Source organism: Denitratisoma sp. agr-D3 (assembly GCF_054658675.1).
On record NZ_BAAGIA010000003.1, the window covers coordinates 1 to 26,130 of the forward strand.

The 26,130-nt window shown below is 60.9% G+C and carries 23 protein-coding genes and 2 tRNA genes; 17 read left to right on the forward strand and 8 right to left on the reverse strand.

The features are described from left to right. Positions 1 to 247: 247 nt before the first annotated feature. Positions 248 to 637, reverse strand: coding sequence for a hypothetical protein (locus ACYQ2U_RS08520; RefSeq protein WP_459949940.1), 390 nt, complete (start codon positions 635 to 637; stop codon positions 248 to 250). Positions 638 to 886: 249 nt separating this feature from the next. Between ACYQ2U_RS08520 and uvrB the strand changes: the two genes are divergently transcribed. Together uvrB and ACYQ2U_RS08530 are read left to right on the forward strand one after the other, a co-directional pair. Beyond that, positions 887 to 2,983 (forward strand): excinuclease ABC subunit UvrB, encoded by a 2,097-nt coding sequence (uvrB, locus tag ACYQ2U_RS08525; RefSeq protein ID WP_459949941.1) that lies wholly within the window; start codon positions 887 to 889, stop codon positions 2,981 to 2,983. 216 nt (positions 2,984 to 3,199) lie between these two features. Next, positions 3,200 to 3,475 carry a hypothetical protein gene (locus tag ACYQ2U_RS08530; protein WP_459949942.1) on the forward strand — a complete coding sequence of 92 codons (276 nt, stop codon included), beginning with the start codon at positions 3,200 to 3,202 and terminating at the stop codon, positions 3,473 to 3,475. A 7-nt stretch (positions 3,476 to 3,482) separates the two neighbouring features. Here ACYQ2U_RS08530 and nifM read toward each other — a convergent pair whose 3' ends face one another. Genes nifM through nifV form a run of 6 tightly spaced genes read right to left on the reverse strand, consistent with a single transcriptional unit; the run spans position 3,483 to position 7,634 of the window. After that, entirely contained in the window at positions 3,483 to 4,346 is an 864-nt protein-coding gene (gene nifM, locus ACYQ2U_RS08535) for a nitrogen fixation protein NifM (RefSeq protein WP_459949943.1), read from the reverse strand. Then, positions 4,343 to 4,816: a nitrogen fixation protein NifZ gene (locus tag ACYQ2U_RS08540; RefSeq protein ID WP_459949944.1), complete on the reverse strand. Its 474-nt coding sequence runs from the start codon at positions 4,814 to 4,816 to the stop codon at positions 4,343 to 4,345. The genes nifM and ACYQ2U_RS08540 overlap by 4 nt, the downstream gene beginning before the upstream one ends. 14 nt (positions 4,817 to 4,830) lie before the next feature. Further along, positions 4,831 to 5,145, reverse strand: a complete 315-nt coding sequence (gene nifW / locus ACYQ2U_RS08545; protein WP_459949945.1) for a nitrogenase-stabilizing/protective protein NifW — start codon at positions 5,143 to 5,145, stop codon at positions 4,831 to 4,833. Positions 5,146 to 5,154: 9 nt separating this feature from the next. Beyond that, positions 5,155 to 5,721: a hypothetical protein gene (locus ACYQ2U_RS08550; RefSeq protein ID WP_459949946.1), complete on the reverse strand. Its 567-nt coding sequence runs from the start codon at positions 5,719 to 5,721 to the stop codon at positions 5,155 to 5,157. Continuing rightward, positions 5,714 to 6,508, reverse strand: a complete 795-nt coding sequence (gene cysE, locus ACYQ2U_RS08555) for a serine O-acetyltransferase (RefSeq protein ID WP_459949947.1) — start codon at positions 6,506 to 6,508, stop codon at positions 5,714 to 5,716. The genes ACYQ2U_RS08550 and cysE overlap by 8 nt, the downstream gene beginning before the upstream one ends. Continuing rightward, positions 6,495 to 7,634 carry a homocitrate synthase gene (gene nifV / locus ACYQ2U_RS08560; RefSeq protein WP_459949948.1) on the reverse strand — a complete coding sequence of 380 codons (1,140 nt, stop codon included), beginning with the start codon at positions 7,632 to 7,634 and terminating at the stop codon, positions 6,495 to 6,497. Before nifV ends, cysE begins: the two co-directional genes overlap by 14 nt. A gap of 281 nt (positions 7,635 to 7,915) precedes the next feature. Between nifV and tig the strand changes: the two genes are divergently transcribed. From tig to ACYQ2U_RS08615, 11 genes are all read left to right on the forward strand, one after another. Further along, complete coding sequence (gene tig / locus ACYQ2U_RS08565) at positions 7,916 to 9,229, forward strand: trigger factor (RefSeq protein ID WP_459949949.1); 1,314 nt, start codon at positions 7,916 to 7,918, stop codon at positions 9,227 to 9,229. A gap of 29 nt (positions 9,230 to 9,258) precedes the next feature. Further along, entirely contained in the window at positions 9,259 to 9,885 is a 627-nt protein-coding gene (gene clpP, locus ACYQ2U_RS08570) for an ATP-dependent Clp endopeptidase proteolytic subunit ClpP (RefSeq protein ID WP_459949950.1), read from the forward strand. Between the two features lie 38 nt (positions 9,886 to 9,923). Next, positions 9,924 to 11,189, forward strand: coding sequence for an ATP-dependent Clp protease ATP-binding subunit ClpX (gene clpX / locus ACYQ2U_RS08575; RefSeq protein ID WP_459949951.1), 1,266 nt, complete (start codon positions 9,924 to 9,926; stop codon positions 11,187 to 11,189). Positions 11,190 to 11,381: 192 nt separating this feature from the next. Further along, positions 11,382 to 13,718, forward strand: a complete 2,337-nt coding sequence (lon, locus tag ACYQ2U_RS08580) for an endopeptidase La (RefSeq protein ID WP_459950557.1) — start codon at positions 11,382 to 11,384, stop codon at positions 13,716 to 13,718. Positions 13,719 to 13,777: 59 nt separating this feature from the next. Then, positions 13,778 to 13,853 (forward strand) — tRNA-Val (locus tag ACYQ2U_RS08585). 13 nt (positions 13,854 to 13,866) lie between these two features. Next, positions 13,867 to 13,943: transfer RNA gene (locus ACYQ2U_RS08590), tRNA-Asp, on the forward strand. Between the two features lie 382 nt (positions 13,944 to 14,325). Next, positions 14,326 to 16,749, forward strand: a complete 2,424-nt coding sequence (locus tag ACYQ2U_RS08595; protein ID WP_459949952.1) for an ATP-binding protein — start codon at positions 14,326 to 14,328, stop codon at positions 16,747 to 16,749. A gap of 19 nt (positions 16,750 to 16,768) precedes the next feature. Further along, positions 16,769 to 17,749 carry a chemotaxis protein CheX gene (locus ACYQ2U_RS08600; protein WP_459949953.1) on the forward strand — a complete coding sequence of 327 codons (981 nt, stop codon included), beginning with the start codon at positions 16,769 to 16,771 and terminating at the stop codon, positions 17,747 to 17,749. A 25-nt stretch (positions 17,750 to 17,774) separates the two neighbouring features. Continuing rightward, positions 17,775 to 18,140 (forward strand): response regulator, encoded by a 366-nt coding sequence (locus ACYQ2U_RS08605; protein WP_459949954.1) that lies wholly within the window; start codon positions 17,775 to 17,777, stop codon positions 18,138 to 18,140. Between the two features lie 587 nt (positions 18,141 to 18,727). Continuing rightward, complete coding sequence (locus tag ACYQ2U_RS08610; protein ID WP_459950558.1) at positions 18,728 to 19,075, forward strand: methyl-accepting chemotaxis protein; 348 nt, start codon at positions 18,728 to 18,730, stop codon at positions 19,073 to 19,075. Beyond that, complete coding sequence (locus tag ACYQ2U_RS08615; RefSeq protein ID WP_459949955.1) at positions 19,072 to 19,650, forward strand: chemotaxis protein CheX; 579 nt, start codon at positions 19,072 to 19,074, stop codon at positions 19,648 to 19,650. Before ACYQ2U_RS08610 ends, ACYQ2U_RS08615 begins: the two co-directional genes overlap by 4 nt. A gap of 16 nt (positions 19,651 to 19,666) precedes the next feature. Here ACYQ2U_RS08615 and ACYQ2U_RS08620 read toward each other — a convergent pair whose 3' ends face one another. After that, positions 19,667 to 20,644, reverse strand: a complete 978-nt coding sequence (locus tag ACYQ2U_RS08620; RefSeq protein ID WP_459949956.1) for a hypothetical protein — start codon at positions 20,642 to 20,644, stop codon at positions 19,667 to 19,669. 97 nt (positions 20,645 to 20,741) lie between these two features. On the opposite strand from ACYQ2U_RS08620, the gene ACYQ2U_RS08625 reads away from it, so the two are divergent. The 4 genes from ACYQ2U_RS08625 (at position 20,742) to ACYQ2U_RS08640 (ending at position 26,074) form a co-directional block, all read left to right on the forward strand. Then, the gene (locus ACYQ2U_RS08625) at positions 20,742 to 21,716 is read left to right on the forward strand and encodes an MBL fold metallo-hydrolase (protein ID WP_459949957.1); all 975 of its coding nucleotides are present in this window, start codon (positions 20,742 to 20,744) and stop codon (positions 21,714 to 21,716) included. A 59-nt stretch (positions 21,717 to 21,775) separates the two neighbouring features. Further along, on the forward strand, positions 21,776 to 22,285 hold the full coding sequence (gene mobB, locus ACYQ2U_RS08630) for a molybdopterin-guanine dinucleotide biosynthesis protein B (RefSeq protein ID WP_459949958.1): 510 nt from the start codon (positions 21,776 to 21,778) through the stop codon (positions 22,283 to 22,285). Positions 22,286 to 22,394: 109 nt separating this feature from the next. Continuing rightward, entirely contained in the window at positions 22,395 to 24,104 is a 1,710-nt protein-coding gene (locus tag ACYQ2U_RS08635) for a methyl-accepting chemotaxis protein (protein ID WP_459949959.1), read from the forward strand. 92 nt (positions 24,105 to 24,196) lie between these two features. After that, complete coding sequence (locus ACYQ2U_RS08640; protein WP_459949960.1) at positions 24,197 to 26,074, forward strand: GGDEF domain-containing protein; 1,878 nt, start codon at positions 24,197 to 24,199, stop codon at positions 26,072 to 26,074. The last annotated feature ends 56 nt before the right edge of the window (positions 26,075 to 26,130 follow it).

Below are 26,130 nucleotides of genomic sequence, written 5' to 3' on the forward strand. Positions count from 1 at the left end.
GAGAAGCTAAAGGCCACCTTAGCAGCCGCAGCCTCCCGGTAACGACAAGCGCCCGCCGGGCGCTTTTTTTGATCTTGGCAGTGCCAAAAGCAGCGCAAAACAGTGCCAAAAATCGCGCCGGCTTACACCCCATGGAGGCACAAGACGGTCCGCGCAGCGGATGGCGGGATTGACCTACGCCCAGATGGACACAAGCCCACCTGCACCGCCTGTGACAAAAGCCCCGAACGAAGCTCGGGGCTTTTGTTTACGCGCTCAGCGCCTGAGCTTGCGTTTCAGCCGTCGGCCCGCAGCCGGCGATCATTTTTTCCAGCGCGGCTTGTACCCGGACGTTCTGCTGGAGTTGGAGCCAAGGCAGGCATTCGGCCAGTTTCATGGCGACGTCCACCTTTTCCTCCAGGGTGATGGGGGCGCTGCACAAGCGTTGCAGTTCGGCGGCGCAGATCGCCTGAACCGAATCGGGCTCGGCCAGTTCGGTCACCACCAAGGCAACGGCCAGCAAGTCCATTTGGTGCTGGGGCGAAAACCAAGTTTCGCCTATGGCCTCCAAGGCCAGCAAGGCGGGCAGTTCGGTCTTGACCCGGTTCTTGGCATTCATGGGCAGCACGGCGGAACGACGTTGAGCAGATTTACGCATGGAACACTCTCCTTTCAGGGTGGAACGGTCCCAGGGACCGCTCCTCGATCCCCGCTGCTTGCTTTTCCGGCAAACCCTGCCGTTTTTCATGACGGCGGCGGCAATAATTGGCTTTAAAGCAAGATTACGGGGAAGAACACGCCGCTTTTCCGGCGTCTGATGATCTATTGGCGAATTCCGTGCCAGGCCCTATCTACAAGGTCATAGAAGCCAGCCGCGCCACCCCGCCGGCACGAGCGACCGCCTAGAATGGCGCCTACCGCGCCCGCCCCGTCTGGAGATACCGTTTTGGCCGAGATCATCGAATTCCCCAACCGGGTATTCAAGCTGCACCAACCCTTCCCCCCTGCCGGGGACCAGCCCACCGCCATCGCCAAGCTGGTGGAAGGGCTGGAGGACGGCCTCGCCTTCCAGACCCTGCTCGGCGTGACCGGTTCGGGCAAGACCTACACCATGGCCAACGTGATCGCCCAGATGGGCCGCCCGGCCCTGATACTGGCACCCAACAAGACCCTGGCCGCCCAGCTCTACTCGGAGTTCCGCGAATTCTTCCCCGAGAACGCGGTGGAGTACTTCGTCTCCTACTACGACTACTACCAGCCGGAAGCCTACGTGCCGGCCCGGGATTTATTCATCGAGAAGGACTCGTCCATCAACGAGCACATCGAGCAGATGCGGCTCTCGGCCACCAAAAGCCTGCTGGAACGGCGCGACGTGGTGATCGTGGCCACCGTGTCCTGCATCTACGGTATCGGCGACCCGGTGGATTACCACTCCATGATCCTGCACCTGCGCCAGGGCGAGAAAATGGGCCAGCGGGACATCATTCGCCGCCTGTCGGAAATGCAGTACGAACGCAACGAGATGGACTTCAAGCGCGGCGTTTACCGGGTGCGGGGCGACGTGATCGATATTTTCCCGGCGGAAAACGCCGAGCATGCGGTGCGGGTCACCCTGTTCGACGACGAGGTCGAGACCATCGCCCTGTTCGATCCCCTCACCGGTCACGTCCGGCAGAAGCTGGGGCGCTTCACTGTCTATCCCTCCAGCCACTACGTCACCCCCCGGGCCACGGTGCTGAAGGCCATCGAGAACATCAAGACCGAACTGCGGGAACGCATCGAGTTCTTCCAGAAAGAGCAGAAGCTGGTGGAGTGCCAGCGCATCGAGCAGCGCACCCGCTTCGACCTGGAAATGCTGGAACAACTGGGTTTCTGCAAGGGCATCGAAAACTACTCCCGCCATCTGTCGGGCCGCAAGGCCGGCGAAGCACCACCGACGTTGATCGACTACCTGCCCGCGGATGCCCTGTTCTTCATCGACGAATCCCACGTGGCCGTGTCCCAGGTGGGCGCCATGTACAAGGGCGACCGTTCACGCAAGGAAAACCTGGTGGGCTACGGCTTCCGCCTGCCCTCGGCACTGGACAACCGCCCCCTTAAGTTCGAGGAATTCGAACGCCTGATGCCCCAGACCATTTTCGTTTCCGCCACCCCGGCGGACTACGAGGCCCAGCACCAGGGCCAGGTGGTGGAACAGGTGGTGCGCCCCACCGGCCTGGTGGACCCGGAAGTGATCGTCCGCCCCGCCCTCACCCAGGTGGACGACCTGCTGGGAGAAATCAAAAAACGCACCGCCAGGGAAGAGCGCGTACTGGTCACCGTGCTGACCAAGCGCCTGGCGGAACAGCTCACCGAATACCTGGGCGACAACGGCATCAAGGTGCGCTACCTGCACTCGGACATCGACACCGTGGAGCGGGTGGAAATCATCCGCGACCTGCGCCTGGGGGTGTTCGACGTGCTGATCGGCATCAACCTGCTACGGGAAGGCCTGGACATTCCCGAGGTGTCCCTGGTGGCCATTCTCGATGCCGACAAGGAAGGCTTCCTCCGTTCCGAGCGCAGCCTGATCCAGACCATCGGCCGCGCCGCCCGCCATCTGAACGGCACCGCCATCCTCTACGCCGACCGAGTGACGGACTCCATGGCCCGGGCCATGAAGGAAACCGAGCGCCGTCGTGACAAGCAGCTCGCCCACAACGCCGCACACGGCATCACCCCCAAGGGGGTCAGCAAGCGCATCAAGGACATCATCGACGGCGTGTACGACCACGAAATCGCCAACCAGGATTTGAAGGTCGCCCAGCAGCAAGCCAAGTACGAAGCCATGAGCGAAAAGGCGATGGCGAAGGAAATCAAGCGCCTGGAAAAGGCCATGCAGGAGCACGCCAAAAACCTGGAGTTCGAGGAAGCTGCCGCCGCACGGGATGAACTGTTCCGTTTGAAGCAGATGGCCTTTGGCGGAGAGGCGCATGATGCTCCGCTGGCTGCCAAGGATGATTAAGAGGATTTCTGAATAATGACGCCCTCCTTTCCAATCGCCACTGACAACATTTACAAGTTCACTTGCCTGTTCGGATTGGCACTCATCATCACTTCAATATTCTCGTTAGTGTCTACGTACACGTCCTCTCTCGACAGAAAAGTAAGGTACGCAGAAATAGTCATTCCGCTAGAAGCAAACACACAGAGAAACAAGGCCGAAGAAGACTTGCTACAAATGCACAAGAAGTTGCTTAACGTCACCAAAGAGAATGAGAAAACCGCTAACACCGTCATTGGCTCAACTCTTGGTATTGGAATCGCTCTTAGTTTTTTTGGCGCATTTGCTTGGTACAAGAAAATTCAACTCCGAGACGACAGCCTCGCCAAACTTCAGCAAGACAAACTGGAACTTGAGCTCGAAAAACTCCGAATCGAAGTTAAAAATCTAAAAACTGATCAATATCACCGCAGATATCAACATCACAGATCGACTCTGCTGCGGAGGAGATAATTTTTTTCTAAGCCGCCTCCGGCTCCTGATCTTTCCCCGCCTGGATCAGGCTGTTGATCCACGACTTCTGGCAAATCTTCTGCCGCTGACCCAGCAAGTGCCGATGCACCCGCTCCCGGGCTTCGGCCAGGGGCATGATGGCGGCGTCGTTGACGGCTTCGCAATAGATGATGTGAAAGCCCACCGGCGACTCCAATACTTCCGATATCTCTCCCGCCTGTAGCGCGAAAGCCGCCGGCTCCAACTCCGGGTAAAGCTGGCCGGGGGTGACGTTACCCAACAGGCCGCCATTCATGGCGGTGGGGCATTCGGAATGCTTGAGGGCCTGCTCCTCGAAACGCTGGGGTTCCTTGAGCAGACGTTTGCGCACGGCTTCCAGCCTGGCCAGGGCGGTTTCCCGGTCGTTTTCCTTGTACTCGGGATTGATGGTGATCAGGATGTGGCGCAGGGTTCGGCTGGCGGGCTTGGTAAAGCGGTCCTTGTGCATGAAGTAGAAGATTTCCACGTCGGTGTCGCTCACCTTGGCGGCGCGGGCCGCCACTTTCTCCAGCACGGCCTCCACGGTCAGGTCCCGCTCCACCGCTTCACGCAGGGTGGCCTCGCTGAGGCCGATGCGGTCCAGGTCGGCGTGGAAGTCGTCATCGTTCTCGTAACGCTGGCGGATTTCCTTGAGGCTGGTCTTGACCGAGGATTCCGGCAAGGCCACCTGGGCAGCCTCGGGCGTCGCCAGGATCAGGGCTTCCAGTTCCCGCTGCTTGGCGGCCACCTTGTCCACCCGCTGCCGCTCTTCCGGCGCCAGCACGTCGGGATTCTTTTGGAAAAGCTGCTGGGCCAGCTTCAGGGTCAGATAGGCGCTGACGGGAGCATTCATTCGTCGGCCTCCTCGGGCTTGGCTTCCGCCGGCGCCAGCGCGGATTCGGGCACCATCAGGGGCTCGCCGGGCAGACAGCTGAAATGGATGTGGTAAATGACGCTGCTGGCGCCCTCGCTGCGGATCACCTTGATCACCTCGCCCACGCTGTCGAGGGGTACCTTGACCTCGCCGCGGATGGACAGGGCCTTGGCCGCCTTCACCTTTTCGCGGAACTCAAAGCGGCTGGGCAACCATTCCTCATCGCGGCCGATCAACTCCTCCTCGCGGCAACCGACCACCTTGCCCTCCTCCAGGAAGTTCACCGAGTAGATGATCTGGTCCTGAAGAAAGGTGCCGACGTTGATGACGTAACCGATGCTGCCACGCCGAACCAGGAAAGCCCCGGGATCAAGACCGGGGTAGGTGCCGTCATTGCGCACGTTGCGGGTGACCCGCACGGCGTCGCCATAATCCCAACGGGGCTGCATGGTCGCGTACTCGCTTATTTGAAGATATCGCCGGCTGGCATGAAGGAAGTGCCACCGGCCTTTTGCAGTACGGAGAACACCCGCTCGGTGAGGGCGTCGGACTTGACGAAGTCCTGGTAGGCCAGCACCAGCCACTTGCGATAGGCCTCGTATTCAGGGGCCTTGCCGGCTTCCTGCTTGGCCAGGTAGTCGTGGAAGCGTTGCAGGATGTGCAGACGGTTCACATGGACCACGCTCTGGTCGTAGGGCACCTCGAAGTAATTGAGAAAATCCTCGGCCGAGGCCAGGTCTTCCAGGTCGGATTCAAAATCGCGTTCTTCGGCACTCATGGTGGACTCCTAGGCGGCTACAAGGGTGAGGGAGGGACGCAACAAGGATTCGGCCTGGGCTTCTTTCACCACGGCCAACAGGGCGGCGGCCCCGAGGTGGTCCTTGTCGTCAAGGGAAAGCAGTTTTTCCAACCGGGCGCGGGCCTCGACGATGCGCCCCAGGCGCAGCAGCACGACGGCGGTGCCCTTTAGCGCCAGCAGGTAGAAGCGCAGCAAACCCATGTTGCGGCCGCCTGCCTGGGACACGGCGAAGGGCGTCAGGGACTGCCAGTCGGGGGAAATATCCAAGCGCCGGGCGGACACGGCCAAGGCCCGGTCGGCCACGACCAGGGTGTCGTCCAACCGGTGCTGGTAGAAGTAATAACGATACAAGGCCACCAACACCGAGAGCTGTTCGGGCGCCAGAAAATAGGCCCGCAACAGCTTGGCCTCGGCCTCGGGCTCGCCGTACAACTCCGATGCGGCGGCGATCAGGGCTTCCGTCTCGGCCACCGGCGTCTCGTCGAAATAGAGGCTCTCGTCGCCGATGTCGAGGAAGTCGGTGGAAACCGTGGGCATGTCGTCGGACTCAGTCACGATGCTTTTCCTCGCAGCACAGGTCGCCGGCGGAACAGACGACGCAATTCTCCTTGTCCTCAACGGCGGGCAGGCCCTTGAGGGCGCGGACTTCCGCTTCCAGCAGGTCGATCCGGTCCAGCAGGCATTGCATGGCCTTGCCGACGGGATCGGGAATCAGGTGATGGTCGAGATTGATCGCCATGCCGGCGGCGCCGACGCTGACAGCGGGGACGCTGCGTTCCCCCACCAACCGACCGGGAATGCCGACGATGGTGCGTCCCATGGGGACATCCTTGACCACCACCGAGTTGGCGCCGACCCGGGCGTTGTCGTGGATGGTGATGGCACCGAGGATCTTGGCGCCGGCGCCCACCACTACGCCGTTCCCCAGGGTGGGATGGCGCTTGCCCTTGTTCCAGGTGGTGCCGCCCAGGGTGACGCCGTGATAGAGGGTCACGTCGTCGCCGATTTCGGCGGTCTCGCCGATCACGACGCCAGCACCGTGGTCGATGAAAAAGCGGCGGCCCAGGGTGGCGCCCGGATGGATGTCGATATTGGTGACCATCCGCGCCATGAAGGACAACAGCCGGGCCAGGTAGCGCCAGCCCCGGCGCCATAGGGCATGGGCGATGCGCTGGGCCAGGATGGCGTGCAGACCAGGATAGGTGGTCAATACCTCGAAGGTGGACCGGGCGGCCGGGTCGCGCTCGAAGACGCAACGCAAATCCTCCCGCAGCAGCGCCAACAACCCCGGCTTGGCCTGGCTCACCGTCAGTTCCGCCACATTCAGTTCAGACATGTCCATGGTGTTCCTCCCGGAACATGGCAAGTAGTTCATGATCGGCGGGCGGCCGCTTGGCCGAGACCACGAAATCGCGCACCCGCGCCAACAAGGCCTGGGCCTGGGATTCGTTCAGGTCGTAGCCCAGGCCTGCCATCACCAGTTGCACGGCGCGGGAACCGGAATGCTTGCCCAGCACGATGCGATGGCTGCGCCCCACCAGACAGGGATCAAATCCTTGGTAGTTGTTGGGATCCTTGAGCAGGCCATCCACGTGGATGCCGGCTTCGTGGGTGAATACGCCCTCGCCCACCAGGCTCTTCTGCCAATGGATCGGCCGACCGGAAGCAACCGCCACCGCGTGGGACAAACCAAGAAAACGATCCAGGGACACCCCGGTTTCAAAGCCGTAGCACTGGTGCAGCCCCAGCACCACCTCTTCCAGCGGCGCATTGCCAGCCCGTTCTCCCAGGCCATTCACCGTAGTGTTCAAGTGGGTCGCCCCGGCCCGGGCGGCCGCCAGGGTGTTGGCAGTGGCCAAGCCGAGGTCGTCGTGGGCGTGCATTTCGATATCCAGGTCGGTAACAGCCCGCAGATGGGAAATCCGCTCATAAACGCCGAAAGGTTCGAGCACGCCCAGGGTATCGGCAAAGCGCAGACGGCTGGCCCCGGCCTTTTGCGCAGTCTCGGCGATCTGGGCGAGGAAGTCGGGATCGGCGCGGGAGGCATCCTCCATGCCGATGCAGACCTCCAGGCCGGCATCCCGGGCCAAGGGCACGTGCACGGCGATCTGGGCCAACAGCCAGTCCCGGGTCTGCCGCAACTTATAGGCCAGATGCTGGTCGGAAGCGGGGATGGAGATGTCCATCATTTGGGCCCCGAGGGCCGCGCCTTGCAGAATGTCGGCCTGGTGCATGCGGCACCAGACCATCAAGCGGGCGCGCAAGCCGAGGGAGGCGACGGCCCGGATGCTGTCCCGTTCCACCTCCCCCATGGCGGGAATGCCTACTTCCAGTTCGGGCACCCCCAACGCGTCCAATTGGCGGGCAATGTCCAGTTTTTCGTCCAGCGTGAACGCCACGCCGGCCGATTGCTCGCCGTCCCGCAGGGTGGTGTCGTTGATGATGATCTTGCGGCTGGGTGTCTGCACGGAAATTACCTCCACGCTTCCTTGAGCAAATCCGATGCCCAGCACGAATTCCTTTATTTTCAATGAAATAAATAGAACACCTAGCGTAGCAAGCAACCCACGGGAACGTGATTGTCGGAAACACAACAAACCGAGAATTGACCGGCAAAGGCCCATCAGAGATGGACGTCAAGGGGATGGGCGGCCAATGGTAGAATCGACGCCACTTTTTCTCCCCGGTGGCCGCTGCCGCCGGGGAATTCGTTTATTTAATGCCCTGGATTTTTTAGAAAGCCTTTGACATGACTCAGGAACAAGCCCAAACCAGCCCGCTGGAGCGCCGTATCGACATGACCGTGGCCATGGCCGCCATTGAAGCCGATGTGGAAAAGCGTCTCAAGCAGATGTCCAAGACCGTCAAGATGGCCGGTTTCCGTCCGGGCAAGGTCCCCTTCAAGCTCGTGGCCCAGAACTACGGCTACCAAGCCCGCTCCGAAGCCATCGGCGCCGCCGTGGAAAAGGCGTTCGGCGAAGAAGCCCAGAAGCAGAACCTGAAAGTGGCCGGCTATCCCCGCTTCGAGCCCAAGGCCGCCGCCGGTGAAGCCAATGCCGAGAAGCTCGAATTCACGGCCGTTTTCGAAGTTTTCCCCGAAATCAAGCTGGCCGACCTGTCCGCCACCGCCGTCGAGAAAGTCGTGTTCACCGTGACCGACGCCGAAGTGGACAAGACCCTCGACGCCCTGCGCAAGCAACGGGTGAACTACGAGGACGCCGACCGCGCCGCTCAAAAAGATGACCGCATCACCATCGACTTCCTTGGCCGCCTGGACGGTGTCGAATTCGAAGGTGGCAAGGGCAATGACTTCCCCGTGATCGTCGGCGGCGGCCAAATGCTGCCCGACTTCGACAAGGGCTTGGAAGGCATGAAGGCTGGCGACACCAAGACCATCGACGTCGCCTTCCCCGAGGGCTATCAAGCCCCCAACCTGGCTGGCAAGACCGCTCAGTTCGACCTGACCTGCAAGAAGGTGGAAGCCCCCGTGCTGCCCGCCGTGGATGCTGAGTTCGCCAAGCAGCTGGGCATCGCCGACGGCGACCTCGCCAAGATGCGCAGCGAAGTGCGCGCCAACCTGGAGCGCGAAGTCAAAAAGCGCCTCCAGTCCCAGGTCAAGAACCAGGTCATGGAAGCCCTGCTCAACGCCAACCCCATCGACGTGCCCAAGGCCCTGGTGGATCTGGAAGCCCAGTACATGGTCGAAGGCACCAAGCAGGACTTCAAGTCCCGCGGCATGCCCACCGACAACCTGCCCTTCGAACCCGCCTGGTTCACGCCCCAGGCCACCCGCCGCGTAAAACTGGGCCTGCTTCTTGCTGAAGTGGTGAAGGCACAGGACCTAAAGGCCAAACCCGAACAAGTCCGTGCCGTGATCGACGAATTTGCAGCAACCTTCGAGGATCCGCAGGAAGTGGTACGCTGGTACTACTCTCAGCCCCAGCGCCTGCAAGAAGCGGAATCCCTTGCCACCGAGAACAATGTGGTGGAGTGGGTGCTGTCGGTGGCAAAAGTGAGCGAGAAGGCCGTCGATTTTGACGAGCTGATGGGCAATGCGGCATGATGCTGCCAACTGGATGTAGGGAAAGCGACATGAACCAGCAACAGTGGGATCCTCAAGCTCTGGGCCTGGTGCCCATGGTGATCGAAACCAGCGGTCGCGGCGAACGGGCCTACGACATCTACTCCCGTCTGCTGCGGGAACGGGTCGTGTTCCTGGTGGGCCCGGTCAATGACGCCACCGCCAATCTGGTGGTCGCCCAGTTGCTGTTCCTTGAATCGGAAAACCCGGACAAGGACATCCACTTCTACATCAACTCCCCCGGCGGTTCCGTCACGGCGGGCATGGCGATCTACGACACCATGCAGTTCATCAAGCCCGACGTATCCACCCTATGCATCGGCCAAGCCGCCAGTATGGGCGCCTTCCTGCTGGCCGCCGGCGCCAAGGGCAAGCGTTTCGCCCTGCCCAATTCCCGCGTGATGATCCACCAGCCCCTGGGCGGTTTCCAGGGCCAGGCTTCGGATATCGAAATCCACGCCAAGGAAATCCTCTACCTCAAGGACAAGCTCAACCGCATGCTGGCCGAGCATACAGGCCAGTCCATCGAGAAGATCGAGCAGGACACCGACCGGGACAACTTCCTGTCCGCCGCTGCGGCAGCGGAATACGGTCTGGTGGACCAGGTGCTGACCCGTCGCGCCGAAGGCGCCGAGTAAGCCCCGCCTGACCCAGCGCACAACCCACGGAGATCATCATGACGGACAAAAAAACGGGCACAGAAAAACTGCTCTACTGCTCCTTCTGCGGCAAGAGCCAGCATGAAGTCAAAAAGCTGATTGCCGGCCCCTCCGTCTTCATCTGCGATGAATGCATCGAGTTGTGCAACGACATCATCCGCGACGAAGTCGCCGCTGAACACGACGGCGGCAGCAGCACCAACCTGCCCACGCCCCGGGAAATCAACGCCAACCTCGACCAGTACGTGATCGGCCAGGCCGCCGCCAAGCGGATTCTTGCCGTGGCGGTGTACAACCACTACAAGCGCCTGCGTCATCGCGACAAGGGCAACGAGGACGTGGAACTGGCCAAGAGCAACATCCTGCTGGTGGGCCCCACGGGCTCCGGCAAGACCCTGCTGGCCCAGACCCTGGCCCGCATGCTCAACGTGCCCTTCGTCATGGCCGACGCCACCACGCTGACCGAAGCCGGTTACGTGGGCGAGGACGTGGAAAACATCATCCAGAAGCTGCTGCAAAAGTGCGACTACGAAGTGGAAAAGGCCCAGCAGGGCATCGTCTACATCGACGAAATCGACAAGATTTCCCGCAAGTCGGACAATCCCTCCATCACCCGCGACGTCTCCGGTGAAGGCGTGCAGCAGGCCCTGCTCAAACTGATCGAGGGCACCACCGCCTCCGTGCCTCCGCAAGGTGGCCGCAAGCACCCGAACCAGGATTTCGTCCAGGTGGATACCACCAACATCCTGTTCATCTGCGGCGGCGCTTTCGACGGCCTGGACAAGGTGATCCGCAACCGTTCTGAAAAGTCCGGCATCGGTTTCGGCGCCGAAGTGAAGAGCAAGGACACCAAGGACGTCACCACGACGCTCAAGCAGGTGGAACCCGAGGATCTGGTCAAGTTCGGCCTGATTCCCGAATTCGTCGGTCGCCTGCCGGTGATCGCTACCTTGCAGGAGCTGGACGAAGCCGCCTTGGTGCAGATTCTGATCGAGCCCAAGAATGCCCTGATCAAGCAGTATCAGAAGCTGTTCGGCATGGAAGGCGTCGAACTGGAAATTCGCCCTACCGCTATCCAGGCCATTGCCCGCCGCGCCCTCAAGCGCAAGACTGGCGCCCGTGGCCTGCGTTCCATCCTTGAAAACGTGCTGCTTGACACCATGTACGAGCTGCCCACCATGGAAAACGTCACCAAGGTGGTCATCGACGAGAACATGATCGAAGGCAACGCCCAGCCCATCCTGATTTACGCCGAGCAACCCAAGGTTTCCGGCGCGAACTGAGTCGATATCTGCGGGTAAACCCTCGGCACCCTGCAATGGGGTGTAGTAATCTTGAAACGGACTGGGGTCGCCCCCATATCCGTTTCAAGGCATCAACTTAAAGGACAAGCCATGTCTGGCGAACTCGACCTACCCCAAGAGAAACTGCAACTGCCCCTGTTGCCCCTGCGCGACGTGGTGGTTTTCCCCCATATGGTCATTCCCCTCTTCGTGGGAAGGCCGAAGTCCATCAAGGCCCTGGAAATGGCCATGGAAAGCGGCAAGAGCATTCTGTTGGTGGCCCAGAAGTCGGCCGCCAAGGATGAGCCCGATGCCAGCGACCTCTACGACATCGGCTGCATCGCCAACGTGCTGCAAATGCTCAAACTGCCTGACGGCACCGTCAAGGTGCTGGTGGAAGGCGCCCAACGGGCCAAGGTTGAGCATGTGGAAGACCTGAAGAACGTGTTCACCGCCGACGTGACCCCCATCGTCACCGATGAGGTGGGCAACCACGAGATCGAGGCCATGCGCCGCGCCATCCTGGCCCAGTTCGACCAGTACGTGAAACTGAACAAGAAGATCCCGCCGGAAATCCTGACTTCCCTGGCGGGCATCGAGGAAGCCGGTCGCCTAGCCGACACCATTGCCGCCCATCTGCCCCTGAAGCTCGAGCTGAAGCAGGAAGTACTGGAACTGTTCGACGTGGGCGATCGTCTGGAAAAGCTGCTGGGCCAACTGGAAACCGAACTGGACATCCTTCAGGTGGAAAAGCGTATCCGTGGCCGCGTCAAGCGCCAGATGGAGAAGAGCCAGCGCGAGTACTACCTGAACGAACAAGTGAAGGCCATCCAGAAGGAACTCGGCGAAGGCGAAGAAGGTGCCGACCTCGAGGAGATGGACAAGAAGATCAAGCTGGCCGGCATGCCCAAGGAAGCCCTGGCCAAGGCCCAGTCCGAATTCAAGAAGCTCAAGCTGATGTCTCCCATGTCGGCGGAAGCCACCGTGGTGCGCAACTACATCGAAACCCTGGTGGGTCTGCCCTGGAAGAAGAAGTCCCGCATTTCCAAGGACCTGGCCGGTGCCGAGAAGATTCTCGACAAGGACCACTACGGCCTGGAGAAGGTCAAGGAACGCATCGTCGAATACCTGGCCGTGCAACAACGCGTGGACAAGGTGAAGGCTCCCATCCTCTGCCTCGTCGGCCCTCCCGGCGTGGGCAAGACCTCCCTGGGTCAGTCCATCGCCAAGGCCACCAACCGCAAGTTCATCCGTATGGCCCTGGGCGGCGTCCGTGACGAAGCCGAAATCCGCGGCCACCGTCGCACCTATATCGGTTCCATGCCCGGCAAGATCTTGCAGAGCATGAACAAGGTCGGCGTCAAGAATCCCCTGTTCCTGCTGGACGAAGTGGACAAGCTGGGCCAGGACTTCCGTGGCGATCCCTCTTCCGCCCTGCTGGAAGTGCTCGATCCCGAGCAGAACCACACCTTCCAGGATCACTACATCGAGGTGGACTTCGACCTGTCCGACGTGATGTTCGTCGCCACGGCCAACTCCCTGCACATCCCCGCGCCCCTGCTGGACCGGATGGAAGTGATCCGTCTCTCCGGCTACACCGAGGATGAGAAGGTCAACATCGCCCAGCGTTATCTGCTGCCCAAGCAGATGAAGAACAACGGCGTGAAGAAGGATGAATTGACCGTCACCGAAGACGCCCTGCGCGACATCGTGCGCTACTACACCCGCGAAGCCGGCGTGCGCTCCCTGGAGCGGGAAATCTCCAAGATCTGCCGCAAGGTCATCAAGACCCTGGTGCTGCGCCCGCGCAAGAACAAGATCGTGGTCAACGCCAAGTCCCTGGACAAGTACTTGGGCGTACGCCGCTACACCTTCGGTATGGCCGAGAAGGAAAACCAGATCGGCCAGGTCACCGGTTTGGCCTGGACCGAGGTGGGTGGCGAATTGCTGACCATCGAATCCGTGGCCCTGCCTGGCAAGGGCAAGACCATGACCACCGGCAAGCTCGGCGACGTGATGCAGGAGTCCATCCAGGCCGCCCTCAGCGTGGTGCGCAAGCGCGCCAAGGCCCTGGGGATCAAGGAAGACTTCTATCAGAACAGCGACATCCACATCCACTTGCCGGAAGGCGCCACGCCCAAGGACGGCCCGTCCGCCGGCATCGCCATCACGACGGCCCTGGTGTCCGTGCTGACGGGCATTCCGGTGCGGGCCGACGTGGCCATGACCGGTGAAATCACCCTGCGCGGCGAAGTGTTGCCCATTGGTGGTCTCAAGGAAAAACTGCTGGCGGCCGTCCGTGGCGGCATCCGCTTGGCCCTGATCCCCGAGGAAAACGTCAAGGACCTGACCGAGATTCCGGACACCATCAAGAACCGGATCGAAATCATCCCGGTCAAGTGGATCGACAAGGTGCTGGAACTGGCCCTCGAGCGCATGCCCGAGCCCTTGCCCGAACCGGCTGAGCCGGTAACGGCCAAGGAACCGGAAAGCACCGAGGCGGCCGCTTCCGCCCTGGTCAAGCACTGAGGACACTCCAGCCAAAAATTTGCGAATGCTGGTACAATTCGCGCCCCGTTGAACGGAACGGGTGCTTAGCTCAGTTGGTAGAGCGTCGCCCTTACAAGGCGAATGTCGGCGGTTCGACCCCGTCAGCACCCACCAAGGTCAGCGCATTGGAGTGGTAGTTCAGTTGGTTAGAATACCGGCCTGTCACGCCGGGGGTCGCGGGTTCGAGTCCCGTCCACTCCGCCAGATCAAATAAAAAAGCCATCCTCCGGGATGGCTTTTTTATTTCCCGTCTTTGCCTTCCCGCAGCATCCAACAGCATGCAGGTCGTACTTGCAAGCCCTCTCCCGCCTGCACCTTGTCGAAAAACCGTGCTTTCGTCACTCAATGATGATGAGCAGTGCCGCCGCCGTCGCGCGAGCACAAAGCACTGACTGCGGTCGTCGCCCAGCACGCTGCCTGCCGGCATCGAAGTGGCCTCTATATACAAAGAATGGCCCGCTTCATACCTTTGGAATATTCCGTAGTCACAGAAAATTCATATTGCTTTGCGAGAATGAATTGAGGGTGACCATCGCTGTCACCCCCTCCCTCCATCTTGCCGCACAGCTCCTACGGATTAATGCCAATGAACATCCGACAACGCATCACCCTATTGATCGTCCTGACTTTTGTCGCCATTTTTTCCATTGGCGGCTACGCGATCTTCCAAGCCCGGATGAACGCCACCGAAGTGAGGAGCGTCACCGAAGGCGTCGTTCCCAGCGCCTTGGCCTCCGCCGACCTGGTTTCCCAATTGAAGGAAGTACAGCTGGCCACCATGGCCCTGGTGTCGGCCCCCAGCGGCAACCTCACCGCCCAGGCCAACGACAAGCTGACGGCGAAAAAGACGCTGCTGCAAGAAAGCCTCGAACTGCAAGCCAAATACGCCACCGACACGGCCCAGAAGGGGCTGGTGGAGCAGGCGAAGGAAAGTCTGAACAACTACTTCGACGCCATCAACACCACCGCGCAGTTCAAGCTGGCTGGTCAGGCGGCCCTGGCGGAAGCCAATTTGTTCGCCAGCGTCGGTCAGTTCCAAAGCGAATTGGAGCAAATCGTCGAGACCTTGCGGGTTGAGAAGAATCGCAGCAAGGACAGCGCCATCACGGCGCTCAACGACAACCTCTCCGCCACCGCCACCGGCATCTCCATCGTCACCGTGATCATCGTGGCGATCCTGAGCGCCTTCGGCATGATGCTGTATCGCCAGATCATCATCCCCATCACCAAGATGCAGGAAGGCATGAGCCACATCGCCACCAGCCAGGACTTTTCCCACCAGGTCCCCGTGGAACGCATGGATGAAATCGGCCATTCCGTGGTCGCCTTCAACCTGATGATCGGCAAGATCCAGGAAAGCTCGGCTCAGCTCAAGCAGAAGACCACCGACATCAACACCATGTTGCAGAACATGCCCCAGGGCATCCTGACCATCGTCGAGGGCAACAAGGTGCACCCGGAATACTCCGCCTATCTGGAAACCATTCTGGAAACCCAGGACATCGTCGGCCGCGACGTGATGGACCTGCTATTCGCCAACAGCAACCTGGGCGCCGACATCCTGTCCCAGATCGAGGCTGTCGCCGGTGCCTGCGTCGGCGAGGACGTGATGAATTTCGAATTCAACCAGCACCTGATGGTGGGGGAAATCGAAAAGACCATGGCCGATGGCCGGGTCAAGGTTCTCGACCTGAGCTGGTCCCCGATCACCAACGACGAAGACATCATCGTCCGCATCATGCTGTGCGTGCGCGACGTGACCGAACTGCGCAAGCTCGCCGCCGAAGCCAACGAACAGAAGCGCGAACTGGAAATCATCGGCGAAATTCTGTCCGTTCCTCAAGAGAAATTCCACGACTTCATCACCTCTTCCACCAAGTTCGTGGATGAGAACGAACTGCTGATCCGCGACAACCCGGAACACAACCCGGCGACGGTCACCCAGCTGTTCCGCAACATGCACACCATCAAGGGCAACGCCCGGACATACGGCTTGCAGAACCTGACCAACGTTGTCCACGAGGTGGAGCAACGCTACGAAGAACTGAGAAAACCCCTGCCCACCATCGCCTGGGACCAGGCCACGCTGATGGAAGAACTGAATACCGTCAAGAAGTCCATCGAGCACTATGCCCGGATCAACGAAGTCAGCCTCGGCCGCAAGGGATCCGGCCGCAAGGGCGGCATCGAACACTACGTCATGATCGACAAGGAACAGGTGCGGGCCACCCTGAATCGCCTGGAAAACGTCAACACCGGCAACATCCATGAACTGATCGCCGCCCGCGATGCCGTACGCAAGACACTCCGACTGCTGGGCACCGAGCGCATCGTCGAGACCCTGGAAGGCGTGTTCGGCTCCCTCCCCTCCCTGGCCAAGGAACTGCACAAACTGCCCCCGATCATCGACATCGAGGATCACGGTTACGTCCTCCGCAGCGAAATCAGCGGCGTGCTCAAGAACACCTTCATGCATCTGGTCAGAAACTCCATGGACCACGGCCTGGAGACGCCGGAAGAACGCGCCGAAAAGAACAAGCCCGCCGCCGGCACCATCGAACTCTCGGTTCACGTGGCCGATGGTCACTTGCAGCTAGTCCTCAAGGATGATGGCCGCGGCCTGGCCTTGGCCCGCATCCGCAAACTGGCTGAGGAGAAGGGCATCATCGACACGGCAACAGCCCTCAGCGACGAGGAAACCGCAAGGCTGATCTTCCATCCGGGCTTCTCCACGGCGGAAAAGGTCACGGAAGTCTCTGGCCGCGGCGTCGGCATGGATGCGGTACAGGATTTCATCAAGAAGGAGAACGGACAGATCACCATCCGCTTCACCGATGAAAACCAGGGCGCCGATTTCCGTCAATTCGAAACCGTCGTCACGCTGCCCGAACACCTGGCCGAATTCGCCGATGGCTTCGACATTGCCGCCAGTCGTCATGAGGAAATTGACCAGGACGAATTGAGCGTCGACGTCGAGATCGACCAACAAGAAGCCTCCAAACTGGCTTGATCATTAGCCGACCCGAACGATGAGCAGCAACAACGTCCTAATCAGCAAAGTCCTCGTCCTGGACAACGACCTGGCCCACTCGGAAAACCTCAAGATGTTCTGCGAGGAGTGCGGCCTGGTCGCCATCAAGCCCCAACAGGGTGGGCTGGATGCCGTCATGGCGATCCTCAAGTCCAATGTGGACCTTGGCGGCATCATGCTCCACGAACACTACGGCGGCCGCCCGGACCGGGGCATCGCCCTCGCCCGAGAGATCCATGCCTCCCGGCCGGAACTGCCCATTTTCCTGCGCCGCGATCGATTGGCCAGCGTCGCCGGCCTGAATGAAAAGGACGCGGCAATGTTCCGCTGCGCCTATACCCTCAGCGATCTGCAAACCCTGCGGGCGACCCTGGACGCCTCGATTTTCAACCGGATCTACCCGAACGACCTGGTGCGCGGTATCACCGAAATGACCAGTGCCTCGTTGCAAACCCTGTTCCACAACTGCGACATCGACGTCGAAACCCCCTATCTCGTCAAGGACCGCATCATCTACGGCGAGGTCTTCACGATGATCGCCATCGAAAGCAGCTGGTGCCGGGGTTACATGATGCTGCAAGCCGAGGAGGAGGAAGTTCTCAACCTGATCCGCCGCGATGCCGGGGATGAAGGCGACGAGATGACCTTCCGCGAATTGAACAACGTCCTTGGCGAAGCCACCAACATGATCTGGGGATCCTTCAAGAACCGCTACGTGGGCCACGAGGATCACAAGAGTACCTCCTTGCAAACCCAGGTGCCGATCATCATCAATCACCATCGGCGCTTCATTTCCTTCGGCTCCGAAGATCCCCAACTCTGCCTCAAGTACACCCTACGGGAGCGGGGAAATCAGGACGGCACGCCGGTACCCATTTTTCAGCGCTTCGTCTTCAACCTGAACTGGTCCCCCGACGAGTTCAAGGAAAACCCGACCGTCGAGTCCCTGTTTGACGCAGGCGAACTCGAACTCTTCTGACCTCTCTGCAAGCAAGGAAAAAACAATGGCACAAATTCTTGTCGTCGACGACTCCAGCACCGTCCGCAACGAAGTTTGCGACTTTCTCAAGGCCAACAGCCTGACCGTCACCGCTGCGGTGGACGGCAAGGATGGCCTGGACAAGCTGAAGGCGGACTCCGCCATCAAGCTCGTCATCAGCGACGTCAACATGCCCAATATGGATGGTCTGACCATGGCGGAGAAGATCCGTAGCGAACTCAAGAACGCCGCCGTAAACATCATCATGCTGACCACGGAAAACAGCCCGGCCATGAAGGATCGCGGCAAGGCAGCCGGCATCAAGGGGTGGATCGTCAAGCCCTTCAACGGCGCCGCGGTCATTGGCTCGGTCAAGAAACTGGTCAGCTGATCGACCGCAGGACATGCAGCCCCCGTTGCCCGCCGCCCTTCTCCCCTGCGGAGAGGCATAAGAAGGAGTCGCCATCGCCTTGAGGATTTTCCTTCAATGCCTGGCGACCAATCCAGAAGCGGCCCAGGCACCCATCAGTCAAAGGCATTGAAATGGAAGTCAGTATCGGTTCGGTTCTTTTTTTGTTGCTCGGTGCCGCTCTCGGCGTCGGCGCGGCCACGTGGAAATACAGAGAGGATAAAAAACGCCTGATCGCCCGGATCCAGGAAAACGACCAGGTGATCCAGGATCTTTCCGTTCGGATGCCCCTGGACGAGGTCAATGACAAACTCGGCGAGTTGCGGAAGGAAATATCCTCCCTCGAAATCCGGCTTGGCCACCAGCAGGAAACCTTCGAGCAGGAACTGAGGGAAACGGAAAAAAAGCTCCAGGCCGAAAAGGATGAGCATCTGTCCCAGACCCATAGCGAGTACAACGAAAAAATCACCGAGTTGTGCCGCAGTCTGGCCGCCGATCATGCGGCCCTCAAGCACGATATCGACCTCCTGCTGGACATGGTGAAGACCATCGAGCGCTGGCACGACGAGATGCAGACCATCCTGGTTAACAACAAGGAACTGAAGGAACAAAACGAGGAGTTCGGGCGCATCGTCAAGAACGTGGTGATGCTGGCCCTCAACGCCGCCATCGAAGCCGCCCGGGCCGGCGAGCAGGGGCGCGGCTTTGCCGTCGTCGCCGACGGCGTCCGCGACCTGGCCCTGCTTTCGGAAAAGCTGTCGCAGAACTACCGCACCAATCTGCTGAAGAATGACTTGGTGACCACCACCACCTTCCAGGACATGCAGGCCAGCGGCAACATGATCCGGACCGCCGTGTTCGGTCTCAAGGCCACCAGCGAGAAGGTGGAAAACCTCATCGTCCAGGCGAGTGCATGATGGCCATCACCCCGAACTCAGTCGCAGCCCTGGAATGGCTTTTCGAAAAGTCCATCAAGGAAAACAGCGTTACCAGCACCGACGACAACTGTGCCGTGACGCGATTGAACGCCCCCGGTGGGACGGTCGAAGGCAAGAACCGGAAACTGATCGTGCTGAACATCTCGTCCTACACCTTCCGCGTTGTCGCCCTGTTCGACTTCGACCTGAACGACGTCACCACCGAGCACTTGGCGAAAGTACTGCGCAGCCCCAAGGGCGACCTGAAAGGCCAATCATTGCTGGATGCCTACGCAGAATTCGTCAACATGATTTGCGGCACGGTAAATCGGCAGCTCAGCAGCGAATTCCGCCATGTCGGGATGTCGACGCCCCTTTTCCTCGACACCGAATGCGCCAGCTACGCCGACATCCTGAAACCCGCGCAAACCATGCGCTTCGACGTCACGGTGAACGAGGCGACCCGTTTCAAGATTGCGATCTTCGTCTGCATCGCCAAGAACGCCACGCTGGACTTCCACGTGAATCGTTTCGACGTGGCCGAGGCCTCGACGGGAGAACTCGAACTCTTCTGAAGTGCGCCGGAAACGGCTAAACCAGCAGGTAACGGCTGGCTTCCTGCAACTTCATTTGCGCCGCCACGGCCTCCAGCGCTTCCGCGCGGGAGATTCGTACCAGCATGACCAACCAGCGCCGTCGGTCACGACCGACCAAGAGCGGACATTGCAGGGTGCAAACCTCGCTGTCGCTGCCGTCGTCGGCATCCACCAAGGCGCCCATCCGATCCACCGTAGCCGTCCAGGGTTCCAGGCGGATGTGCTCGGCGGGGGACGACAACCAAGCCGCCAACTGTTCCACCACCCGCTCCGGCGCCAGGGAGGCCGTGCTCTCCTGGTACTGGACCTCCAATTCATGCAGCCGGGCCATGCGTTCGTCCGTGGTCTCGCCGCCACCGTTGGCCCGCGCTCCATTCCATGCAGCATGAAGCTCATCGCGGCACTTCCGCTTTTCCACCATTTGGTCGGCAAACTGGTGAACCAGGCTGTCGAAAGCCGCCAATTGCAGTCGGTGCCGGGTGATTTCCTCGCTGGAACTCAACTCCCGCAAGGTGTGGTCGGAAAAGTAAAGATACTGGCGCGGCACATCGGACTGGATGACATCCCCCTGCTGCACCATGCCCAGCACGGTTTTCTGGTTCTGCCGCATGCCGACCAGGGCATAGCAATCGTCGGCAAAAGCATTGTCGCCCTCGGCGAGGAATTCCCGCATGGCGGTACTGCGACCCAACATCACATCGATATCGTCCGCCGAGGCGAACATGGCGTGAACCATCGGGTCCGTCGCAAAATGACTGCGGTTGATCGAGATCGCGGGGGGAAGCTGGGCCACCAGTTCGGCGCAATAGGCCATGGCCGTAGCCACGGCTGGCTCCAGGGTCTTAACCACGCCGCCAACCACGTTCAGCACCGGATCAACCACTTCGATCGCATGGGTGATGCCATGGACGATCGCTTCGTTCATCGGCGGCGTCGGCCCCAGCAAGGCACGCAATTTTTGCCAAAAATCCACCCGGACTCCTTTGGGTATGCAGGAAAATCAGTATCTGCTAATGTAGATGGCGCTTTTAACGCGCGTCGATGATAAAGCCAATACCAGGAGGAAAACCATGACTGCCATCGCCCTGCCCCGAATGTTTATGCGTAGCCTACAAGCGCTCTGGCTGCTTGGCTTGGTCGCTGCCGGGCTGAGTCATGCCGGGGAAAAAATCGACTTGAGGCCCGAGCAAGTCAGTCCCCATGTCTGGTACTTCCGCGGCGAATCGGGAGCAGCCTCCCAGGAAAACAAGGGCTACATGTCCAATGCCGGCTTCGTCGTGACCAAGGATCAGGTCGTCGTCTTCGACAGCCTGGGCTCGCCTGCCCTGGGCGAGGGCATGATCCGGGCTATCCGCAACATCACCCCGCTTCCCATCAAGCTGGTCATCGTCAGCCACTATCACGCCGACCACTTCTACGGCCTGCAAGCCTTCAAGGCGCTGGGCGCCCAGGTCTGGGCTCATGTCGGTGCGAAGGAATATCTGGCATCGGATATTGCGAAGGAACGGCTCGCGCAGCGCCGCCGTGACCTGGCCCCCTGGGTGGACGAACGCACCCGTCTGATTGCGCCGGACCACTTGTTCAGCGGCGACCAGGCCTTGACACGGGGCGGCGTCGAGTTGCGCCTGATCGACGTCCATGGCTCCCACGCGCCGGACGACGTCATGCTGTTCCTGCCCGGGGAAAAAGTGCTTTTTGCCGGTGACCTGTTTTTCTCCGGCCGTCTGCCCTTCGTCGGCGATGCCAACACGGCCCGCTGGCTGACGGCCTTGGATCACATGCTGGAAAGCAAGCCCGCCGTGGTGATTCCCGGCCATGGCAACGCTTCCGCCGATCCGTTGCCAGACATTGCCGCCACCAGGGAATACCTGGTTTTCCTACGCAAAACGATGGGGGACGCGGTTGCCGACCTGGTCCCCTTCGACGAGGTCTACCAGCGCACCGACTGGTCCCGCTTTGCCGGACAACGGGCTTTCGAGGCAGCCAACCGCCTCAACGCCTACAACGTTTATATCCAAATGGAGCAGGAATCCCTGCGTAAATAAGGGTTACCCCCCGTGCCGGCGGGGTAGCATGCGGCCGTTGTCCATTACCGTTACGCGCCATGCAACCGAATGTTTTCGGTCTTACCGGGCTTTCCGGCAGCGGCAAGACCACCCTGATCACCCAGCTGGTGGATTGGTTCGTCCAGCGCGGGCTCAAGGTTTCCACCCTCAAGCACACCCATCACGGTTTCGACCTCGATAGCCCCGGCAAGGACTCCTGGCGCATGCGCCAGGCCGGCGCCCAGGAGGTTTTCCTGGTCAGCAACCAACGCCTTGTCTTGATGCAGGAATTCCGGGGGGAAGCAGAACCATCGGCGGCGGAGTTGATTTCCCGCCTCCAGCCCTGCGACCTGGTGCTGGTGGAAGGCTACAAGCGCGACCCGCTACCCAAGATCGAGGTACACCGCCCCAGCCTGGAGAATCCCCCCGTCTGGCCCAACAATCCGGCCGTGGTGGCGGTTGCCACCGACGCCCCCATCGACACTCACCTGCCGCTGCTTGATCTAAACAACGTGGAGCAAATCGCCCTTTTCATCGCCGATTACCTTAGGCTTGAAAAGATACGATAATGGCGCTGCCTGATCCCTGCCGTGACCGATTGGATAAAAAACACAGCATGATCGGACAGACACATAAAACCAATAACCATCCCCAAGGATGGCAACGAGGAGGTAGATCGTGAGCACCATTCCCACTCCAGTCTCCACACCGGCGCGATGGACCTACCCGTTCTTGACCGGTATCGCCTGCGGTGGCGCCTGCTTGGCGGCCATTGCCATCAGCGGCGGCACCCTGGGAATCTGGGGCATCGCCTTCAGCGTCGTCGCGGCGATCACGATCGGCGTTGCCATCGAGATCCACTACCGGATCTCCATCCAGCGCCCCCGCGACCAACTGCGCAAAACCATCCGTGAAACGGTGGCCGACGGCGACCTGTCCCGGCGCGCGGCCCAAATCGGCCCCACCGGTCCCGTCGCCGGGGACTTCAATGCCCTCATGGCCAGCTTCCAGAGCATCGTGGGCCGGGTGGTGTTCAACTCCGAGCAAGTGGACGCCGCCGCCAAAAAACTCATCGCCGACGCCGACATCACCGTCCAGGGCTCGGAGCAGCAACACCAGGCCGCGGCCTCCGCGGTGGAAGCCGCCGAGTCCATGGCCGGCAGCATCGCCCACTTGGCGGAAATCACCGAGGAAGCGACCCGCATTGCCCAGGCCGCTCGGGAGCACTCCCAACATGGCGCCACCATCGTCCGCCAAGCCTCCGAGGAAATCGGCCTCCTGACCCAGACGGTGGAAAACTCCGCCTCCGTCGTCTCCGCCCTGGGTCAGCGTTCCCTGGACATTTCCGCCATCGTCCAGACCATCCACGAAATTGCCGACCAGACCAATCTGCTGGCCTTGAATGCCGCCATCGAGGCCGCCCGGGCCGGCGAACAGGGTCGGGGCTTCGCCGTCGTGGCCGACGAAGTGCGCAAGCTCGCCGAACGCACCACCTCGGCCACCGCCGAGATCAGCACCTTGATCAACGCCATCCAGAGCGAGATTCAAAGCGCCATCGACTCCATCCGTGCCGGCACCGACCAGGCCCGCAACGGCTCCAGCCTGGCCAACCAGGCGGCGGAGGCCCTGATCCTCATCAACACGGGCGCCGCCGACACCCTGGAAAAGAACCGCCTGATCGCCACCACCATGATGGAACAGCGGGCCCAGGCCCAGCACATCGCCGAGCAGGCCGGCGATATCATCGAACATGCCAAGCGCAATTCCGAAGGTGCCCGCAGCACCCTCACCGAGGCCAACCACCTCAACTACCTGGCCACCAACCTGGCGGAAATCGGCACGGTGTTCAAGCTGGGCCCCAGTGGCGAGGCGGCAAGACAAATCCACAATGCGATGCCGGAACAGGTCAAAGAACTGGCCAACACCGTCAGCGAACTGCTGACCGACGCGGTGCGGCGCAAGCAGATCAGCCTCGAGGACTTGTTCGACACCAACTACGCCCCCATCCCCGAAACCGATCCGCAAAAGTTCCACACCAAGTACGATGCCCTGATGGATCGCCTCCTGCCCAACATCCAGGAGCCCTTCTTCGGCCGCAACAGCGCCATTGCCTACGCCATCGCCATCGATCGCAACGGCTACGTGCCGACCCACAACAACCGTTTCTGCCAGCCCCTGACCGGCGACAAGGCCAAGGACATGGTGGGCAACCGGACCAAGCGCATCTTCTCCGACATCGTCGGCAAGCGCAGCGGCAGCCACGAACAACCTTTCCTGATCCAGACCTATCGCCGCGACACCGGCGAAATCATGCACGACATCTCGGCGCCGGTTTACATCCAGGGCCAGCATTGGGGCGGCGTCCGCATCGGTTACAAGACGGAATAAGCGCAGGATAAGCGCTCGCTTATAGCCAAAGTCATACGGGCGTAACAAAGGGGCATTAGCCTTGCAGCTTCCCCACAGTCCCGGAATCCACCGTGGATCACTCTGCCCTTTCCCCGGCCGCGGGCGCCAGCAACACCATCGCCAGCAGCCAATCGCTTCGCATCACGCCGGAGAACATCCGGCGCCTTCAGGAAGTCATTGACCGCCGCCAACTGCGCCCGGCCTTCCAACCCATCCTGGACTTCCGCACCCGCAGCTATCTCGGCTACGAGGGCCTGATCCGGGGGCCGGAAGGCACCGACCTATTCAGTCCCCTGATGCTGTTCGAACTGGCCCGGGTCAGCGGCCAGACCGAAATTCTCGAACGTCTCTGCCGCGAGGTCACCTTCCGCGAGTTCGCCGCGCAAAAGCTACCGGGGCGCCTGTTCATCAACGTCAGTGCCACCTGCCTGGCCGATCCCTTTTTCCTCAATGGGGAAACCGCCCGCCTGCTCCAGGAGATCGGCCTGCGCGCCCAGCAGATCGTCATCGAGATCACCGAGAACCAGCACGTCAACGACTTTTCCCTGTTGCGGGACCAACTGGCCACCTATCGCAAGATCGGCTACCAGATCGCCGTGGACGACCTGGGCGAGGGTTTCTCCAATCTGCGCATGTGGTCTGAAGTGCGGCCCGAGTTCGTCAAGATCGACCGCCACTTCATCAACGGCATCGCCGACGACGCCCTCAAGTTCCAGTTGGTCAAGGCCATGCAGGAACTGTCCGAAGCCAGCCACGCCCGCATCATCGCCGAGGGCATCGAGACCGAGGCCGAATTCACCACCGTGCGCGACCTGGGCATCGAATTCGGCCAGGGCTTCCTGATCTCCCGCCCCCAGTTCCAGCCGGAGCGCAGCCCCCAGGCCGAAAGCATCCGCCTGCTCTCCAACAGCACGCTGATCGTCTTCCCCCAGGCCTCTTCCATCAGTGTCGAAACGGCCACGGTGCGTAACGTCATGACGACCACGCCCCCCGTCCTGCCGACGACGACCAACGACGAAATCTTTTCCCGCTTCGAGGCCAACAACGAGCTGTTCGTCCAGCCCGTCGTGGACGAAAGCGGCGCCCCGGTCGGCACCATCAACCGTCACAACATGATCGACCGCTTCGCCCGCCCCTTCCGGCGAGAGATCTACGGTCGCAAGCCCTGCTCCGTGCTGATGGACCCGGAACCCCTGGTGATCGACCACACCACCACGGTGCAGGAAGCCGGGCAAATCCTCAGCGCCTCGGCCCACCACCACATGCTGGATGGCTTCGTCATCACCGAACAGGGCCGCTACGTCGGCATGGGCGGCACCCGGGCCTTGATGTCCCTGATCACCGACATGCAGATCCGCGCCGCACGCTACGCCAATCCGTTGACCCAGTTGCCGGGCAACGTGCCCATCAACGAACACATCGACCGGCTGCTCACCGGCCAGCGCAGCTTTGTCGCCTGCTACTGCGACCTGGACCACTTCAAGCCCTACAACGACACCTACGGCTACCGCCGGGGTGACCAGGTGATCCAGTTCCTCGGCGAAATCCTGCGCAAGTCCTGCGACCATCGGCGCGATTTCGTCGGCCACGTCGGCGGCGACGATTTCGTCCTGATCCTGCAAAGCCTCAACTGGAAGGACGCCCTGACCAACGCCATCCAACGCTTCGACGAAGGGGTCAAGGCCTTCACCGCCGACGAGCACATCAACCAGGGCGGCTACTGGGGCGAGGACCGCCGCGGCCAGCCCGTATTCCATCCCCTGCCCAGCCTGTCCATCGGTGCGGTGGAAGTGGAGCCCGGCTTGCTGCAAAGCCACCACGAGGTTTCCGCCGCTATCTCCCTGGCCAAGAAACAAGCGAAGAAGAAAATCGATGGCAGCGGACTGTTCATCGAGCGGCGCCGATCGGGCACCGTCACCGCCCGCATCACGCCGGAACCCTTCCACTGATGCGCCTTGGCTTGACCGGCGTTCGTCACGACAACGCCTGGATGCAGTAGAGTACG

Coding starts and splice junctions, on each gene's coding strand:
- ACYQ2U_RS08520 (WP_459949940.1), bottom strand. CDS start 637: ATGCGTAAATCTGCTCAACGTCGTTCCGCCGTGCTGCCCATGAATGCC.
- uvrB (WP_459949941.1), top strand. CDS start 887: ATGGCGCCTACCGCGCCCGCCCCGTCTGGAGATACCGTTTTGGCCGAG.
- ACYQ2U_RS08530 (WP_459949942.1), top strand. CDS start 3,200: ATGCACAAGAAGTTGCTTAACGTCACCAAAGAGAATGAGAAAACCGCT.
- nifM (WP_459949943.1), bottom strand. CDS start 4,346: ATGAATGCTCCCGTCAGCGCCTATCTGACCCTGAAGCTGGCCCAGCAG.
- ACYQ2U_RS08540 (WP_459949944.1), bottom strand. CDS start 4,816: ATGCAGCCCCGTTGGGATTATGGCGACGCCGTGCGGGTCACCCGCAAC.
- nifW (WP_459949945.1), bottom strand. CDS start 5,145: ATGAGTGCCGAAGAACGCGATTTTGAATCCGACCTGGAAGACCTGGCC.
- cysE (WP_459949947.1), bottom strand. CDS start 6,508: ATGGACATGTCTGAACTGAATGTGGCGGAACTGACGGTGAGCCAGGCC.
- tig (WP_459949949.1), top strand. CDS start 7,916: ATGACTCAGGAACAAGCCCAAACCAGCCCGCTGGAGCGCCGTATCGAC.
- clpP (WP_459949950.1), top strand. CDS start 9,259: ATGAACCAGCAACAGTGGGATCCTCAAGCTCTGGGCCTGGTGCCCATG.
- clpX (WP_459949951.1), top strand. CDS start 9,924: ATGACGGACAAAAAAACGGGCACAGAAAAACTGCTCTACTGCTCCTTC.
- lon (WP_459950557.1), top strand. CDS start 11,382: ATGGTCATTCCCCTCTTCGTGGGAAGGCCGAAGTCCATCAAGGCCCTG.
- ACYQ2U_RS08595 (WP_459949952.1), top strand. CDS start 14,326: ATGAACATCCGACAACGCATCACCCTATTGATCGTCCTGACTTTTGTC.
- ACYQ2U_RS08600 (WP_459949953.1), top strand. CDS start 16,769: ATGAGCAGCAACAACGTCCTAATCAGCAAAGTCCTCGTCCTGGACAAC.
- ACYQ2U_RS08605 (WP_459949954.1), top strand. CDS start 17,775: ATGGCACAAATTCTTGTCGTCGACGACTCCAGCACCGTCCGCAACGAA.
- ACYQ2U_RS08610 (WP_459950558.1), top strand. CDS start 18,728: ATGCAGACCATCCTGGTTAACAACAAGGAACTGAAGGAACAAAACGAG.
- ACYQ2U_RS08615 (WP_459949955.1), top strand. CDS start 19,072: ATGATGGCCATCACCCCGAACTCAGTCGCAGCCCTGGAATGGCTTTTC.
- ACYQ2U_RS08625 (WP_459949957.1), top strand. CDS start 20,742: ATGACTGCCATCGCCCTGCCCCGAATGTTTATGCGTAGCCTACAAGCG.
- mobB (WP_459949958.1), top strand. CDS start 21,776: ATGCAACCGAATGTTTTCGGTCTTACCGGGCTTTCCGGCAGCGGCAAG.